The 14,789-nt window shown below is 71.3% G+C and carries 14 protein-coding genes; 5 read left to right on the forward strand and 9 right to left on the reverse strand.

What is annotated here, in order from left to right:
• Window positions 1-3 precede the first annotated feature (3 nt).
• A complete protein-coding gene (locus tag CEB94_RS17725) occupies window positions 4-918 on the reverse strand; it encodes an SDR family NAD(P)-dependent oxidoreductase (protein ID WP_175433167.1) in 915 nt (304 codons plus the stop codon).
• A gap of 104 nt (window positions 919-1,022) precedes the next feature.
• Between CEB94_RS17725 and CEB94_RS17730 the strand changes: the two genes are divergently transcribed.
• Complete coding sequence (locus CEB94_RS17730) at window positions 1,023-1,949, forward strand: cyclase family protein (protein WP_175433168.1); 927 nt, start codon at window positions 1,023-1,025, stop codon at window positions 1,947-1,949.
• A 470-nt stretch (window positions 1,950-2,419) separates the two neighbouring features.
• On the opposite strand, the gene CEB94_RS17735 is transcribed toward CEB94_RS17730, so the two are convergent.
• The 4 genes from CEB94_RS17735 to CEB94_RS17755 all read right to left on the reverse strand — a co-directional run bounded on the left by CEB94_RS17735 (window position 2,420) and on the right by CEB94_RS17755 (window position 6,800).
• Entirely contained in the window at window positions 2,420-2,899 is a 480-nt protein-coding gene (locus CEB94_RS17735) for an ATP-binding protein (protein WP_175437045.1), read from the reverse strand.
• 443 nt (window positions 2,900-3,342) lie between these two features.
• Window positions 3,343-4,179, reverse strand: a complete 837-nt coding sequence (locus CEB94_RS17740; protein ID WP_246112166.1) for an acyl-CoA dehydrogenase family protein — start codon at window positions 4,177-4,179, stop codon at window positions 3,343-3,345.
• A 291-nt stretch (window positions 4,180-4,470) separates the two neighbouring features.
• Window positions 4,471-5,604, reverse strand: coding sequence for an acyl-CoA dehydrogenase (locus CEB94_RS17750; protein WP_175433169.1), 1,134 nt, complete (start codon window positions 5,602-5,604; stop codon window positions 4,471-4,473).
• Complete coding sequence (locus tag CEB94_RS17755) at window positions 5,604-6,800, reverse strand: amidohydrolase family protein (protein WP_175433170.1); 1,197 nt, start codon at window positions 6,798-6,800, stop codon at window positions 5,604-5,606. The genes CEB94_RS17750 and CEB94_RS17755 overlap by 1 nt, the downstream gene beginning before the upstream one ends.
• 102 nt (window positions 6,801-6,902) lie before the next feature.
• Here CEB94_RS17755 and CEB94_RS17760 point away from each other — a divergent pair, with 102 nt between their 5' ends.
• The gene (locus tag CEB94_RS17760; RefSeq protein ID WP_175433171.1) at window positions 6,903-8,405 is read left to right on the forward strand and encodes a class I adenylate-forming enzyme family protein; all 1,503 of its coding nucleotides are present in this window, start codon (window positions 6,903-6,905) and stop codon (window positions 8,403-8,405) included.
• Window positions 8,406-8,433: 28 nt separating this feature from the next.
• On the opposite strand, the gene CEB94_RS17765 is transcribed toward CEB94_RS17760, so the two are convergent.
• Both CEB94_RS17765 and CEB94_RS17770 read right to left on the reverse strand, forming a co-directional pair.
• A complete protein-coding gene (locus tag CEB94_RS17765; RefSeq protein ID WP_175433172.1) occupies window positions 8,434-8,946 on the reverse strand; it encodes an EF-hand domain-containing protein in 513 nt (170 codons plus the stop codon).
• Window positions 8,947-9,113: 167 nt separating this feature from the next.
• On the reverse strand, window positions 9,114-9,494 hold the full coding sequence (locus CEB94_RS17770; protein WP_031136021.1) for an STAS domain-containing protein: 381 nt from the start codon (window positions 9,492-9,494) through the stop codon (window positions 9,114-9,116).
• A gap of 362 nt (window positions 9,495-9,856) precedes the next feature.
• Between CEB94_RS17770 and CEB94_RS17775 the strand changes: the two genes are divergently transcribed.
• A complete protein-coding gene (locus CEB94_RS17775) occupies window positions 9,857-10,438 on the forward strand; it encodes a sigma-70 family RNA polymerase sigma factor (RefSeq protein WP_175433173.1) in 582 nt (193 codons plus the stop codon).
• Window positions 10,435-11,868, forward strand: coding sequence for a zf-HC2 domain-containing protein (locus CEB94_RS17780; RefSeq protein ID WP_246111831.1), 1,434 nt, complete (start codon window positions 10,435-10,437; stop codon window positions 11,866-11,868). Before CEB94_RS17775 ends, CEB94_RS17780 begins: the two co-directional genes overlap by 4 nt.
• 15 nt (window positions 11,869-11,883) lie before the next feature.
• Here the strand turns inward: CEB94_RS17780 and purU are convergent, their stop codons facing one another.
• The gene (purU, locus tag CEB94_RS17785; protein ID WP_175433174.1) at window positions 11,884-12,765 is read right to left on the reverse strand and encodes a formyltetrahydrofolate deformylase; all 882 of its coding nucleotides are present in this window, start codon (window positions 12,763-12,765) and stop codon (window positions 11,884-11,886) included.
• A gap of 92 nt (window positions 12,766-12,857) precedes the next feature.
• On the reverse strand, window positions 12,858-13,358 hold the full coding sequence (locus CEB94_RS17790) for an SCO4402 family protein (protein ID WP_175433175.1): 501 nt from the start codon (window positions 13,356-13,358) through the stop codon (window positions 12,858-12,860).
• Window positions 13,359-13,475: 117 nt separating this feature from the next.
• On the opposite strand from CEB94_RS17790, the gene CEB94_RS17795 reads away from it, so the two are divergent.
• Window positions 13,476-14,789, forward strand: a complete 1,314-nt coding sequence (locus CEB94_RS17795) for an ABC transporter substrate-binding protein (protein ID WP_175433176.1) — start codon at window positions 13,476-13,478, stop codon at window positions 14,787-14,789.

Genomic DNA, 14,789 nt, shown 5'->3' on the forward strand with positions numbered 1-14,789 from the left:
GGGCTACTGGGCGTTGGGCCGCTCCCCTCGAACGGCGGCCCGCTCCATCGCCGCCACCCGCTCCAGCATCGGCATCGGATCCACCCCCACCGACCCGGGCAGGAACTCCGCGATCCGTTCCACCGTCCATCCGCCGGAGGCATACGCGGCACGCAGCTCCCGCGGCTGCGCCCACACCGCGATCTTCGTCCCGGCCACCGTGTACACCTGCCCGGTCACCCCGTCCCGCCCCGCCGCATCGGACAGCAGATACACCACCAGCGCGGCGACATCCTCCGGTTCCCCGATCTCGGCCAGTTCCGTCGGCACTCCCGCCGACATCCGGGTCCGCGCGACCGGCGCCACCGCGTTCGCCGTCACCCCGTACTTGTGCAGCCCCAGCGCGGCGCTGCGCACCAGGGAGATGATCCCGCCCTTGGCCGCGCTGTAGTTGGCTTGGGACACCGACCCCTGATGGTTGCCGCTGGTGAAGCCGATCAACGTCCCGGACCGCTGCTCGCGCATCACCGCGGAGGCCGCCCGGAACACCGTGAAGGTGCCTTTCAGATGGGTCGCGACGACCGGGTCCCACTCCTCCTCGGTCATGTTGAACAGCATCCGCTCGCGCAGGATCCCGGCCACGCAGACCACACCGTCCAGTCGTCCGTACGACGCCAGCGCCACGTCGACGACCCGCTGCCCGCCCGCCATCGTGGAGATGTCGTCGGCGACGGCCACGGCCTCCCCGCCCGCCGCCTCGATCTCCTTGACCACGGCCTGGGCGATCTCGCTCGCCGGTGACGCGCCGTCGACCGAGACGCCGTAGTCGTTGACGACGACCCTCGCCCCCTCGGACGCCGCCGCGAGCGCGACCGCCCTCCCGATGCCCCGCCCTGCGCCCGTGACGGCGACGACCTTGCCTGCCAAGAAGTTCCCCACGCCCGTCCCCTTCCCGTCCCACGGTTTCTGACGGACCGTTAGATTCTCGATGCCCGAATTCTACGGCCCGTCAGATACGGGAAGACAAGCCCCAGGGAGGACTCATGTCGCTGCCGGACGCGTTCCACGGCATCGCCAAGCGCGTGAACAACTGGGGGCGTTGGGGGTCCGACGACGAGATCGGCACCCTGAACCTGATCACCGACGAGGTCGTCAGGGAAGCCGCGGCGACCGTCCGCACCGGCCTGCGCGTCCCGCTCGCACTGCCCCTCCAGCAGGACGGCGTGCAGACCGGCATGATCCCCGGCCGCGTCAACCCCCTGCACGCCATGGTGCAGATCAACCAGGAGATCTTCGGCCCGGGCACGGTCGCGTGCAGCGACGACGTCGTGACCATGGGACTCCAGGCGGCCACCCACTGGGACGCGCTGCCCCACATCTCACACTCGGGCCGGCTCTACAACGGCCGCCCCGCCCACACCGTCACCCCGCACGGCGGCGCCGCATTCAGCGGCATCGGCACGGTCCGGCACCTCGTCTCGCGCGGGGTGCTGCTGGACGTCGCCCGGGCCCGCGGCACGGACCGGCTGGGCGGCGGGTACGCCATCACGCCCGAGGACCTGGACGCCGCCGAGGAGCTGGCGGGCACGCGGGTGCGGGCCGGTGACATCGTGCTCGTGAGGACCGGGCAGATCCAGGCCTGCCTGGCCGGGGACCGCCACGGATACGCCTATCCGTCGTCGGGGCTGTCGATCCGGACACCGGAGTGGTTCCACGCGCGCGATGTCGCGGCCGTCGCCAACGACACCCTGACCTTCGAGGTGTTCCCGCCCGAGGTGGAGGACCTCTGGTTGCCGGTGCACGCCCTCGACCTCGTGGAGATGGGCATGCCACAGGGCCAGAACTGGAATCTCGAAAAGTTGTCCACAGCCTGTGGAGAAGTGGGCCGGTACGCGTTCCTGCTGACGGCGACCCCCGAGCCGTTCACCGGGGCGACCGGCTCTCCGGTGGCACCCGTCGCCGTGCTGTAGGCCGGCGGGCCGCAGGACCCGTCGAACCGGACGCCCGGCGGACCGGCACGGCCGGGCCGCCACCCCACTGAAGCTGGATGGCGGCGCCGCGCTGCTCGCCCCGAGCGCGGCAGCGCGCGCCACCACCCGACTCCGGCGCTCCCGCCCCGACTCCCTGGCCCTGAAGGGAGCCGACGCCGAATCACGACTCACACTCGACGAGGGCTGCCGTCCACCGAAGTCCTCGTCGTCCCCTCACGGCGAATCGCTGCCCACCAGCGTGAGCACCTGGTCACGACGCGTCAACACCCGTTCGGCGATATGCCGCTTATGCGGCTTTTGCCGTGGGCGCGCACGGAAGCACGTCCCGGCGCATCGCCGCATGCCCTGACCAAAGCCGCCGGCCCGCCGTGCATCCGCGCCCCGGCCCCGCGCACAAACCCGCGGCATGTGCCGTCGTACACCTCGCGGGGCAGGTACGGGCGGCGGCGCTACACCGCCTCGTACGCCAGACCCTCGAATGCCGCCCCGCCGCCGCACGTCACCGCGCCGCCTCCGCACGACGCCGCGAGGTCGGGGGACTTCGAGCACCGGTCCAGTTCGCACCAGATGCGCTTGCCGGTGGACTCGACGCTCCAGCCCCAGCGGTCGGCGAGGCCGTCGACGAGAGCCAGGCCCCGGCCGCCGGTCGCTTCGTCGCCGGCGCACCGGGGCACGGGGGCCCGGCCGCTGCGATCCGCGACCTCGAGACGGACCGTGGACTCCTCCGTCACCACGTGCGGCAGGGACAGCCGCAGGACGGCGGGACGGCCGGTGTGCACCACGGCGTTGGTGACGAGCTCGGAGACGAGCAGGATCAGCGTCTCGGCGAGGGGTTCGTCGGCCTGTATGCCGGACCCGGCCAGGCGCGAGCGGGCCCACCGTCGGGCTCGCCCCACTTCTGCGGGGTCGGGCCGGATCTCCAGCTGCACTTGAAGCACCTGCACCGCTCACACCATCCGAACCGGCGGACACTTAGGCTCGCGCCTCACGAGGGCCACGATCGTAGCCATTCTCTGCATGGCCAGAACAACGGCCGGGACAAGGATCACAGAACGTGAATCCCTTGTGGGACAGCATGGTTGACGTACAGTCACGCCAACAAGCGCTTCGGGCATATTCCAGCGCGAAGGAGTACCCGTGCGGCATACTGTGCGACGCTCGCCGCGGGCAGTCGAACAGGCGGCGCCACGGGGTCGCACTGCGCTCGGAGCCACTCGCATCTGACACAAGGTACCGGAGCGGGCAATCGACTCCAGGCCGTAACGAGTCACGCTGAGGACACAAGCCGATATCAACGCTCCGTAATTCCGGTATGCCACGATCCGTGACATCTCCGGGAGGGCGTACGGCGATACCGCAGCCAGACGGGCCGTCAGGCCGCTCCGGGCGTCAGAGCGGTCGCGAGCAGTTCCTCACTCTCCGTAACACCGCCCGCACGCTGGGTTCGAACCCATGCGCGCTTCAGATGCAGATGGACTTCGGACTCCCAGGTGAAGCCCATGCCGCCGTGCACCTGGAGACAGTCGCGGGCGCCGCGCACGGCGGCCTCGTCGGCGAGGATCCGGGCCGCGGCGATGTCGGCCGGGTCGGCGGTGACGGCGGCCGCGTACACCGCGGCGCGGGCCGTCTCCGCGCGGACCAAGATCCCCGCGCACAGATGCGCCACCGCCTGGAAGGTCCCGATGGGCCGTCCGAACTGCTGGCGCACCCGGGCGTGTTGCGCCGCCAGTTCGCAGACGCGGGTGGCCGTGCCGAGTTGCTCGGCGGCGGTGAGGAGGCTTGCCACGGGGTCGGCGACCCGAACGGGCACGCGGTGCAGGGGCGTCAGCGGGTCGAGTGAACGCAGGGGCACAGCTGCGGTGGCGTCCCCCAGTACGACGTCCGCCTGCGCCAACCACTCCACGAGCCCGCCGTCCACGGCCGCCACCACCGTCTCCCCGGTGGCGGCGCCGGGTACGGCACCGGCCGCGAGGTGGGTGGCTATGAGCGGCCCGGGCAGCAGCACCCGCCCCGCCTCCTCGAACACCAACACGGCTTCCGGCAGCCCGAGTCCGACCCCACCGTCCGCCTCCGGCACCCGCAGCGCGAAGAACCCGAGGTCACCGAGGACTCGCCACAACCGCCGGTCGAGCCACTGCGGTCCCCCAGCACGGCCCGCCCCCGCACTGCCGGTCCCGGCACGGACCGCTCCACAACGGCACGCCGCCACACCGCCCGACTCGAAACCGTCCGCACCATCCACGCCGCCCGGGCCCGCCCCGTCACCCTCCGTCACGCCACCGCCCGCACCGCCGCCGTCCGACGCGGAACCGTCCACCCCGCAACGGCCCGTCTCCTCACCGCCGATACCGCCGCCCTTCACCCCGGCACCACACCCGCCGGCACCCCCACCCTCCACGGCAGCCCGCAGGGCCTGCCCGTCGAAATGCCGTGCGAGCACCTCGCGGACCCCGTCCCGCAGGGCCCGCTGGTCGTCCGTCAGGCGGAACCGCACGGCACCTCACCGTCCCTTCGGCAGGCCGAGGACGCGCTCGGCGATGATGCTGTGCTGGATCTGCGAGGTGCCGGCCGCGATGGTGTAGGAGAGGGAGGACAGCCGGTCGAGGGTCCACGGCCGGTCCAGGTCGAGGCAGTCGGGGCCGAGCACCTCGGCGGCGGCGTCGTAGAGCTCCTGGCGGGCCTGCGAGTAGCGGAGCTTGAAGACCGAGCCGCCGGCGCCCGGCACCCCGCCCGACGCCTCCGCCGCACTGACGTTCCACTGCGTGAGCCGCCACAGCGCCCGGAACTCCGCGTTGAGCCTGCCCAGCCGGCGCCTGAGTGCCGGGTCGTCCCAGCGGCCGTTCTCACGGGCTTCCACGGCCAGTTCGGCCAGGACCCGGCGGCAGGCGACGACCTCACCCGCGAAGGCCGTGCCCCGCTCGAAGGACAGCGTCACCATGGTCACGCGCCAGCCGTCGTTCTCCTCGCCGACCCGGTTGCGCACCGGCACCCGCACCTCGTCGAGGAACACCTCGGCGAACTCGGCCGACCCGGCGAGCGTGCGCAGCGGCCGTACGGTGATGCCCGGCGTGTCCATGGGCAGGGCGAGCCACGTGATGCCCCGGTGCCTGGGCGCCTCGGGGTCGGTGCGGACCAACAGCTCGCACCAGTCGGCGACTTCCGCGTGGGAGGTCCAGATCTTGGAGCCGCTCACCACGTAGTCGTGGCCGTCACGCCACGCGCGCGTGCGCAGGGCCGCGAGGTCGGAACCGGCCTCCGGTTCGCTGAAGCCCTGGCACCAGACCTCCTCGCCGCGCAGGATCGGCGGCAGCCAGCGTGCCCGCTGCTCGTCCGTGCCCTCGGCGGCGATGGTCGGGCCGGCGTGCAGCAGCCCCACGAAGTTGGCGCCCACATAGGGCGCGCCGGCCTTCTCGGTCTCCTCCAGGAAGATCAGGCGGACGCCCGGTGTGCCGTCCCAGTGGACGTCGGCGTACCCGGCGTCGTGGAGCCTGCGCTGCCAGCCGAGGTCGTACGCCCGCCGGCCCGGCCAGTCGCCGGGGGACGGCTTGGGCGGCAGATCCGGGAGCGTCTTCGCGAGCCAGTCCCGCAGCCGGGCCCGGAAGTCCTCCTCCTCGGGCGTGTACGACAGGTCCATCAGCGGTCGAGGTCCAGGCCGAGCATCCGGATGGCGTTGCCCCGCATCAGCTTGTACACCGTCTCGTCGTCGAGGCCCTTGACGTGGTCGAGGGCGACCTCCTTGGTGTGCGGGAAGGTCGAGTCGACGTGCGGGTAGTCGGTCTCGAAGGTGGCGTTGTCCCGGCCGACCACGTCGATCGACGCCACTCCGTGCTTGTCGCGGAAGAAGCAGCAGAACATCTGCCGGTAGTAGTACGTCGACGGCGGCTCGGGGATCGTGTCGCGCACGCCGCCCCAGGCGCGGTGCTCCTCCCAGACGTCGTCGGCGCGCTCCAGGGCGTAGGGGACCCAGCCCATCTGGCCCTCGGAGTAGGCGAGTTTCAGGCGCGGGTACCGCACCAGGACCCCGCTGAAGAGGAAGTCCATCATCGAGGCCATCGCGTTGTTGAAGCTGAGCGAGGCCTGGACGGCGGGCGGCGCGTCCGGGGAGGCGGCCGGCATCTGCGAGGACGATCCGATGTGCATGTTGACGACCGTCCCGGTCTCCTCGCAGACCGCGAAGAAGGGGTCCCAGTAGCCGGAGTGGATGGACGGCAGCCCGAGGTGGGTGGGGATCTCGGAGAAGGTCACCGCCCGCACCCCGCGCACGGCGTTGCGGCGGATCTCGGCGACCGCCAGGCCGACGTCCCACAGCGGGATCAGGCACAGCGGGATGAGCCGCCCGCCGCTGTCGCCGCACCACTCCTCGACCATCCAGTCGTTGTAGGCGCGCACACAGGCGAGGGCGACCTCCTTGTCGTGGGCCTCGGCGAAGGTCTGGCCGCAGAACCGCGGGAAGCTCGGGAAGCAGAGGCTGGCCTCGACATGGTTGAGGTCCATGTCCTTCAGACGCTCTTTCGGATCCCAGCAGCCGGGCCGCATCTCCTCACGGGTGATGCCCTCCAGGGTCATCTCGTCCCGGTCGAAGCCGACGGCGGCGATGTTGCGCTTGTACGGAAACTTCAGGTCCTCGTAGATCCACCAGTCGGTGGGCTGGCCGTCCGGATCCATGGTGATGCGGTACTTGCCGCCGATGTAGGCGAGTTCACCGATCCCGGCGGTCAGTGCCTTCGGGCCGCGGTCGCGGTACTTGGCCGGCAGCCAGGTGTCGAAGAGGTGGGCGGGCTCGATCACGTGGTCGTCGACGCTGATGATGCGAGGCAGTTCTGTGGCCATGGGTCCCCTCCGCCGGACGGTACTTATCTGATGCATCGTCAGTTAGCATCCCACCTGACGATCCGTCAGCCAAGGAGCACTGCCGAGGAGCAGGGGGCATCCGTGAACGAGACCCCGCACGCCCTGAGTTCGTCCCGCACCCTGTGGGAGCTGGTCGCCCGCCGCGCCGCCCTCACCCCCGGCCGCCCGCTCTTCCTCCAGGACGAGCGCACGCTCACCTTCGGCGCCCTGCACGCGCGTGCCGAGCGGGTCGCGGCCGGCCTGTACGGCATGGGCGTACGCCCTGGCACGGTGGTCGCCTGGCAGCTGCCCACCCGTATCGAGACGGCCGTGCTGTCCTTCGCCCTGGCCCGCCTCGGCGCCGTGCAGACCCCGGTGATCCCCTTCTACCGGGACCGCGAGGTGGGCTTCGCGCTGCGCGAGTCGAAGGCGGAGTTCTTCGCGGTGCCGGGCACCTGGCGCGGCTTCGACCACACGGAGATGGCCCGCCGGCTGGGCGCGAAGGGCGTCTTCGAGGCCTACGACGACCTGCCCGACGGCGATCCGTCCGTACTGCCCGCCCCGCCCTGCGACGGCACCGCCGTCCGCTGGATCTACTGGACGTCCGGCACGACCTCCGACCCCAAGGGCGTGCTGCACACGGACCGTTCGCTGCTCGCCGGCGGCTCCTGCCTGGCGCACGCGCTGCGGCCCTCGGCGGACGACGTGGGGTCGATCGCCTTCCCGTACGCCCACATCGGCGGGCCCGACTACACGGTGATGCTGCTGCTGTACGGCTTCCCGGCGGTGCTGTTCGAGCAGTTCGCGCTGCCGGACGCGCTGGAGGCGTACCGCGCGCACGGCGTGACGATGGCGGGCGGGTCGACGGCGTTCTACTCGATGTTCCTGGCGGAGCAGCGCAAGCGGCCCGGGACGCCCGTGGTGCCGACCCTGCGGCTGCTGGCGGGCGGCGGGGCGCCCAAGCCGCCGGAGCTGTACCACGCCGTGGTGCGCGAGATGGGCGTGCGGCTCACCCACGGGTACGGCATGACCGAGGTGCCGATGATCACCATGGGGGCGCCGGACGACAGCCCCGAACTGTTGGCGACGACCGAGGGACGGCCGCCGGAGGGGATGGAGATCCGGATCGTGGACGGGGAGGTGCGGCTGCGCGGGGAGGCCGTGTGCCGTGGGTATCTGGATCCGGAGCAGACGGCGGAGGCATTCGACGGGGAGGGGTTCCTGCGCACCGGCGACCTGGGGCGCCTCACGGAGAGCGGGCACCTGGTCCTCACCGGCCGGCTGAAGGACGTGATCATCCGCAAGGGCGAGAACATCTCGGCCCAGGAGATCGAGGACCTGCTGCACCGGCATCCGGCGGTCGGGGACGTGGCGGTGATCGGACTGCCGGACGCGGCACGCGGGGAGCTGGTGTGCGCGGTGGTGGAACAGCCCCCGGAGGCCGAGGTGCTGACGCTCGCCGCCGTGACAGCCTACCTGCGCGCCGAGGGACTGTCGGTGCACAAGCTGCCGGAGCGGCTGGAGGTGGTGGCCGCCCTTCCGCGGGGCGAGACCCTGCGGAAAGTGCTGAAGTACAAGCTCCGCGAGCGCTATGCGGGCACGTGACGCCGTCGGGCACGCGCCCGTGATCAGGCTATTCGGGCACGGTGAAGTAGCGGGCGAAGGCCGGGATGACCTCGGCCTCGCCGACCTTGCCGTCACCGTCCGCGTCGAGCGTGGCGACGGCCGGCCCGGCGACGTCCTCGGGGACGCCGAGACACTTCAGAACACGGCCGACCTCCTCGATCGTCGCCGCGCCGTCACCGTCGGTGTCGGCGACGTCCAGGGCCGCGTGCAGGAAGGGGCGGGCGATCTCGGCGAACCGGTCGGGGTTGTCGCGCAAGCGCTTGACCGCGCCGTCGACGAACTCCTGGCGCGTGATGCGCTGGTCGCCGTCGCGGTCCGCCATCCCGGCCATGCCCTGCCAGAAGGCCTCGGCGCCGCCGTACAGGGCCTGCCCCTTGTCGGACCGGGCCGCCACGGCGAACTCCGTGAGCAGCGCCTTGACCGCGCCGTAGAAGTCCTCGCGGTCGATGTAGCCGTTGCCGTCCTGGTCGAAGGTGGCGAACCGGGCGGCGATCCTGCGCTCGTACTCGCTGCTGACCATGTCTCTTTCGGGCCGCCTTACTCGGGTGGGGTGCGTCTGAGTCGGAGCGTACGACGGAGGGAGCCGTTCGGGCGCGGGAAAACGTCACTTGTGCCAAGACCGGGGGAATTCCGGGACAACGGCGTGCCGGAACGGCAACACTCGTTCTACGGTGCGTCATCGCGCCGTCACGCGGAGAGAGGTTCGCCCTCGTCGCCGAGGGCCGCGTGCACATCGCCGTACACGTCGAACAGCCTGCGCACGCCCAGCGCGCCGAGGACCCGGTTGACGTGGGACCCGTCGGCCGCGCCCCGGGCGGGCAGCACGAGGCGCAGCCGACCCTGGCAGGAGCGGATCAGCCGACGGGCCGCGATGAGCACGCCGACGCCGCTGGAGTCACAGAAGAACACCTCGGACAGATCCAGGACGAGACAGTGGTGCCCCTCGGCCACGACGTCGTGCACGCGCTGGCGCAGCACCGGCGACGTCACCAGATCCAGCTCGCCCGACACCTGGAGCACGGCCCATTCGCCCTGCTCGCCGCCGGTCACTTTGAAGGTCACCACCACGCCCCTCACTCGCCAAAACGGAAGCAGTCCCTACGCTTCCTTGCAGCGCGGCTGCCCAGCGGCCGTTCCCTGAAACACAACCCGAAAAACGGATCCCCCGCGGAAGAGGCTTGTTTTAGTCGACTTCGATCCTGTTCGATCCTCTTCAGTCAGGTCTGATCGGAGGGCGGTGGGGTAGGCGCGAGTCCAAAGGCTTTCGGTGCGAATGCCGGTGGTCCTCTACCACCTGCGGCCGGTCAGGGGGCGCACATTGCCACAAAGGGGCGTGCGCTACCGGACGTGCCGACTACATTCGAGGAGACGTCGGGCACAGGCTGGACAGAGCACGGGCGCGGGACACGAGCAGGGGGTGAGGGGCCCGCATGGCGAAAAAGGACGTACCGCCTCGCTGGGACCGCAAGATGCAGCAGCGGCTCGCCCGTGGAGAGGCGGCCGCCCTCGGTGAGTTCTACGACCGGTTCGCCTCCCTCGTGCACGGTCTCGCCCACCGCGTGCTCGGCGACGAGCGCGCCGCTGACGGCATCACGCGCGAGGTCTTCCTCCATATCTGGGAGCATCCCGACTCCTACGACCCCAAGCAGGGCCCGCTGCGCACCTGGGTCGCCACACTGACCCACCGGCTGGCGGTGCAGCGGCTGCGCGCCACCGAGACCGCCGCCCTCACCCGCGAAGGCTCCGGCACCGCGGAGGAACTGGAGCACAAGGTGCGCCGCGCCTCGGTCGCCGCCCGCGCCGACTACATCGTCCAGTCCATGCCCGTCCCGCTGCGCTCGGCCCTGGAACGGGCCTACTTCCAGCGCCGTGACTACCGCCAGACCGCCGCCGACCTAGACATCACCGAGGACGAGGCCCGCCGCCGCCTGCGCCTGGGCCTGCAACTGCTCTCCACCGCCCACGACACCGAGGCCCCGGGCGCACCGCCCGGATACGGGGGTGCGGTGTGAACGGGCCGGACCGATTCGAGGCGTACGACGGCGACGAGGGGGAGAACGGCCACGAGAACGGCTGCGAGGAGAAGGGCAACAGCCGGGACGAGAGCGGCATTCGGGGCGAAAACCGCGAGCGTGGGCTAGGCCTCGGCACCCCCTCGGGCCCCGGCATGTCCGACGGACCGGAGGGGCCGGACCGTCCCGAGCGCGGTGCCGCCCCCGAGCAGGGGCGCCCACCGCGGATACCCATGCCCCGGGCCTCCGTAGAGGACGGCGGGCTGCCGCTGCCCGCGCCGGCGGACCTCGGCCTCACGGCACCGCCGCCCGCCCCGCCCGTCTTCGAGCACGCCGTGCTCAAGGCCCTGCTCGGTGCCTGGGCGCTGGCCGCGTGCTCGGCCGAGGAGGCTGCGGCCGTCGAGGAGCACCTCGGCGACTGCGGCTCCTGCGCCGACGAGGCCCGGCGGCTGCGCGAGGCGGTGGGGCTGCTGCAACGCCCCGAGAGCCTCGACCTGGACCCGGGGCTGCGCACCCGCGTCCTGGACACCTGCCTGCAGCGGCGCCCGCCGCGCATCCCGGTGCCGGACTGGGCCGCCGCGTACGACGCCGAAACCGCGCGCCTGGACGCCCTGCTGCAGGACTTCGGCGACTCCGAATGGCACGCGCCGGTACGGCTGCGCTGGTTCCGGGCCGACGCGTCGACGAGTCGTCGCACCACCGTCGCCGGGGTCATCGCGCATCTGCTCAGCGTCGACGGTCTGGTGGCGGTCGCGCTCGGCCTGGACGACCCGCTGGGCGACGTCCCGTCCCCGCGCCCGACCCCGGCGGCCCGCACCGAGGCGTTCTGGCGCGCCTCCCACTTCCCACCGACCCGCTTCGTCCGCGCGCCCTGGCGGGAGCAGAGTCACAGCCTCGTGCGCACGGTGTCCTTCACGGGCGGCGGCGCGGGGAAGACGCCGGTGTCGTACGGCGACTTCGAACTGCCGCTGCACGACGCGATGCTCGACCGCGCCTTCGAGTGCTGGGTGCACGCGGAGGACATCGCCGACGCGGTCGACTACCCCTACGACCCGCCCTCGCCGCGCCATCTGCACCGCATGATCGACCTGGCGGCCCGGATGTTGCCGACGGTCCTGGCCCATCGCCGCCGGGCCGGTCTGGCCTCCCCCGCCCACCACCGCCATCTGGTCGCGGCGGGTGAACCGGGCCGCAGCCTCCGCCTGGAGATCGAGGGCTCGGGCGGCGGCGAGTGGCTGATCCCCCTGGACTCCCCCGCGGCGAAGGGCTCCGCCGAGCACGAGGTGGCCCACGTGGCCCTGGACGGCGTCGAGTTCTGCCGCCTGGCCGCCGGCCACGTCCCTCCGCAGGAGGCGGCGGCGGGCCAGGTGGGAGACAGAGAGGCGATCAGGGACGTCCTGTTCGCGGCGGCGTCACTGAGCAGGATGTGAGGTCCTCAGGGGCTCTCAGGCGAAAATCACCGTCCGCCGCCCGTTGAGCAGAATCCTCCGCTCGGCATGCCACTTCACGCCCCGGGCCAACGCCTGGCACTCCACGTCCCGCCCGATCGCGACCAGCCCTTCGGGCGTCACGTCATGCCCGACCCGCTCGACCTCCTGCTCGATGATCGGGCCTTCATCGAGATCAGCCGTCACATAGTGAGCCGTCGCGCCGATCAGCTTCACACCCCGGGCATGCGCCTGGTGATACGGCTTCGCGCCCTTGAAGCTCGGCAGGAACGAGTGGTGGATGTTGATGATCCGCCCGGAGAGCGCCTTGCACAGGTCGTCCGACAGCACCTGCATGTAGCGGGCGAGCACGACCAGTTCGACACCCTCCTCGCGCACGATGTCGAGCAGCCGCCCCTCGGCCTCGGCCTTCGTGTCCTTCGTCACCGGAATGTGGTGGAAGGGGATGTTGTACGAGCCCACCAGCTCGGCGAAGTCCGTGTGGTTCGACACCACTCCGGCAATCTCCACCGGCAGCGCCCCGGTCCGCGCCCGGAACAGCAGGTCGTTCAGGCAGTGCCCGAACTTGCTGACCATCAGCAGGATGCGCATCTTCTGGTCGGCCCGGTTGATCTGCCAGTCCATCTGGAACGAGTCACCGATCGCCGCGAAGCTGGCCCGCAGCTTCTCCACGGTCACGGGCGCGTCCGCCGAGAAGTGGACCCGCATGAAGAACAGTCCCGTGTCGTGGTCGCCGAACTGCTGGCTGTCCTCGATGTTGCAGCCGGTCATGAACAGGTAGCTCGACACGGCGTGCACGATGCCCTTCCTGTCCGGGCAGGAAAGGGTGAGGACGTACTGATCGGCCGGGACCGCGGCGCTGGTGGACTGCTCGTTCATGCAGGACAGGTTCCCACAAGGAACGACACCACCGGCAATCGTCCCGCTGGGCGGACCCGGGGGGCGGACCGGAGGCGGCCGCCACGGAACCGCTAGGCGGACCTCGTCATGATCCGCAGCACGTCCAGGCTGCGCGGCGCCGAGTCCGGCTCCTCGCCGTCACTCGCCGCGAGCCGCACGTGCGCGTCCCGGGCCGCCCGGACCGCCTCCGGCCACGCCTCGTGCTCCAGGTACGCGGCGACCGGCGCGTCCGGCCCGACCTGGTGCATGATCCGCAGCACCCGCAGCACCGCGGAGTCCACGAGGGCCGCCTCCTGCGAGTCGCGGAAGATCGTCCCGACGTACTTCTCGGCGGACCAGTGGTCCAGCCAGGTGTCCTCGACCAGCCGGTACACCGCGTCGGTCACGTCGCCGTAGCCGTCCACGCCGGCCAGCCAGACGTCCCGCTGGAATCCGGGATCGGAGAGCATGTGCAGCGCCGAGCGCACGTTGCTGCGCCAGCGCCACCACGGCATGTCGTTGGCAGGCATGCCGCCCATGGTGGATGAGCGACGGCCACGGCGGGAAGAGTTCTCCGAAGCTTGCACGGTCATCGATCGTACGTTCCCCTCCACATCGGTCACACCGGCCCCCGCAATTCACCTACGCGTCACCCATTGTTGACCAGAGATCACTCATGGGTTAGCCGTGTGGCGGAATCGTGCGGAACCATGACCGGCAGGCGACGCACTCGCAGCACATTCCTCCCCGGCCTCCTCACCCGTCACGCCAGAAACGGCGTCCTCTCCGCGGGCACGGCGGTCGCGTGCACGTCGCTCCTCGCCGGATGCGGTGTCGTCCCCGGCACCACGGGGGATGTCGGAACCGACACCATCACCGTCATGACCTGGGCTCCACAGAACACCAAGGCCACCAACAAGCCCGGCATGCCCGCCTTCGCCCTCGCCTACGCCCGCTGGATCAACGCCAAGGGCGGGATCAACGGCCGCAAGCTGAATGTGCTGACCTGCAACGACCACAACGACAGCGTGGCCGCCGCGAAGTGCGCCCGGCGGGCCGCCAAGGAGAACGTGGTCGCGGTCGTCGGATCCTACAGCCAGTACGCGGACTCCTTCTTCCCGTCGCTCGAGGGTGCCGGCATCCCCTACATAGGCGGCTACGGCATCACCAACGCCGAGTTCACCAGCCCCCTGTCCTACCCCGTCAACGGCGGCCAGCCCGCGCTGCTCGCCGGTCTGGGCAGCGCGCTCGCCGCCGACTGCGGGCCCGTCGCGCTGATCCGGCCCGACACCATCACGGGCGACCAGCTGCCCCCGCTGCTCGACTCCGGCCTGAAGGCCGGCGGGCACCGGGCCTCGAACGACCAGCGGGCGGCGGAGGACGCCACCGAGTACGACGGCCAGGCCGAGCGCGCTCTGCGCACGACGACCACCGGCACGGAGGACCGCGGGTGCGTGGTGCCCGCCCTGGGGGACCGCAACGGCACCTTCATGGACTCCTTCCGGCGGGCCCGCGAGGACTACCCCGAGGTACGGACGGCCACCGTGCTGGGCAGCGTCGACCAGACGGCGATCGACGCGACCGGCGGGACGTCGGGCCCCTACGAGGGCTCCTACATCACCGGCTGGTACCCGGTGGCGAGCGATCCGCGCTGGGACGGGATGAAGCGGGTGATCCGGGAGGAGGCCTTCGGCGACAACCGCATCGACCCCGCGGACGCCGGGGTGCAGACCACGTGGATCGCCTACACGGTGTTCCGGCAGATCGTCGAGTCACTCGGTGACGGCGAGGTCTCCGCCGACACGGTGACGGACGCCCTGGGCGACGGTCTGGAGGTCACCACGGGCGGGCTCACACCGACGCTGCGGTGGCGGTTCCAGGACAAACTCGCCGCCGTGGGCTTCCCGCGCCTGGTCAATGCGAACGTGACCCTCCAGGTGGTGCGGGAGGGACGGCTGGTCTCGGCGCGCAAGGGCTTCGTCGACACGACCAGGACGCTGGAGAACGCCGACGTGAACTACTGA

It is taken from the genome of Streptomyces hawaiiensis (assembly GCF_004803895.1).
Taxonomy (GTDB): Bacteria; Actinomycetota; Actinomycetes; order Streptomycetales; family Streptomycetaceae; genus Streptomyces; species Streptomyces hawaiiensis.

What these genes read in the sequence shown, in the direction of transcription:
- CEB94_RS17730 (WP_175433168.1), top strand. Translation starts at nt 1,023, where the DNA reads ATGTCGCTGCCGGACGCGTTCCACGGCATCGCCAAGCGCGTGAACAAC.
- CEB94_RS17750 (WP_175433169.1), bottom strand. Translation starts at nt 5,604, where the DNA reads ATGGACCTGTCGTACACGCCCGAGGAGGAGGACTTCCGGGCCCGGCTG.
- CEB94_RS17755 (WP_175433170.1), bottom strand. Translation starts at nt 6,800, where the DNA reads ATGGCCACAGAACTGCCTCGCATCATCAGCGTCGACGACCACGTGATC.
- CEB94_RS17765 (WP_175433172.1), bottom strand. Translation starts at nt 8,946, where the DNA reads ATGGTCAGCAGCGAGTACGAGCGCAGGATCGCCGCCCGGTTCGCCACC.
- CEB94_RS17775 (WP_175433173.1), top strand. Translation starts at nt 9,857, where the DNA reads ATGGCGAAAAAGGACGTACCGCCTCGCTGGGACCGCAAGATGCAGCAG.
- purU (WP_175433174.1), bottom strand. Translation starts at nt 12,765, where the DNA reads ATGAACGAGCAGTCCACCAGCGCCGCGGTCCCGGCCGATCAGTACGTC.
- CEB94_RS17790 (WP_175433175.1), bottom strand. Translation starts at nt 13,358, where the DNA reads ATGACCGTGCAAGCTTCGGAGAACTCTTCCCGCCGTGGCCGTCGCTCA.
- CEB94_RS17795 (WP_175433176.1), top strand. Translation starts at nt 13,476, where the DNA reads ATGACCGGCAGGCGACGCACTCGCAGCACATTCCTCCCCGGCCTCCTC.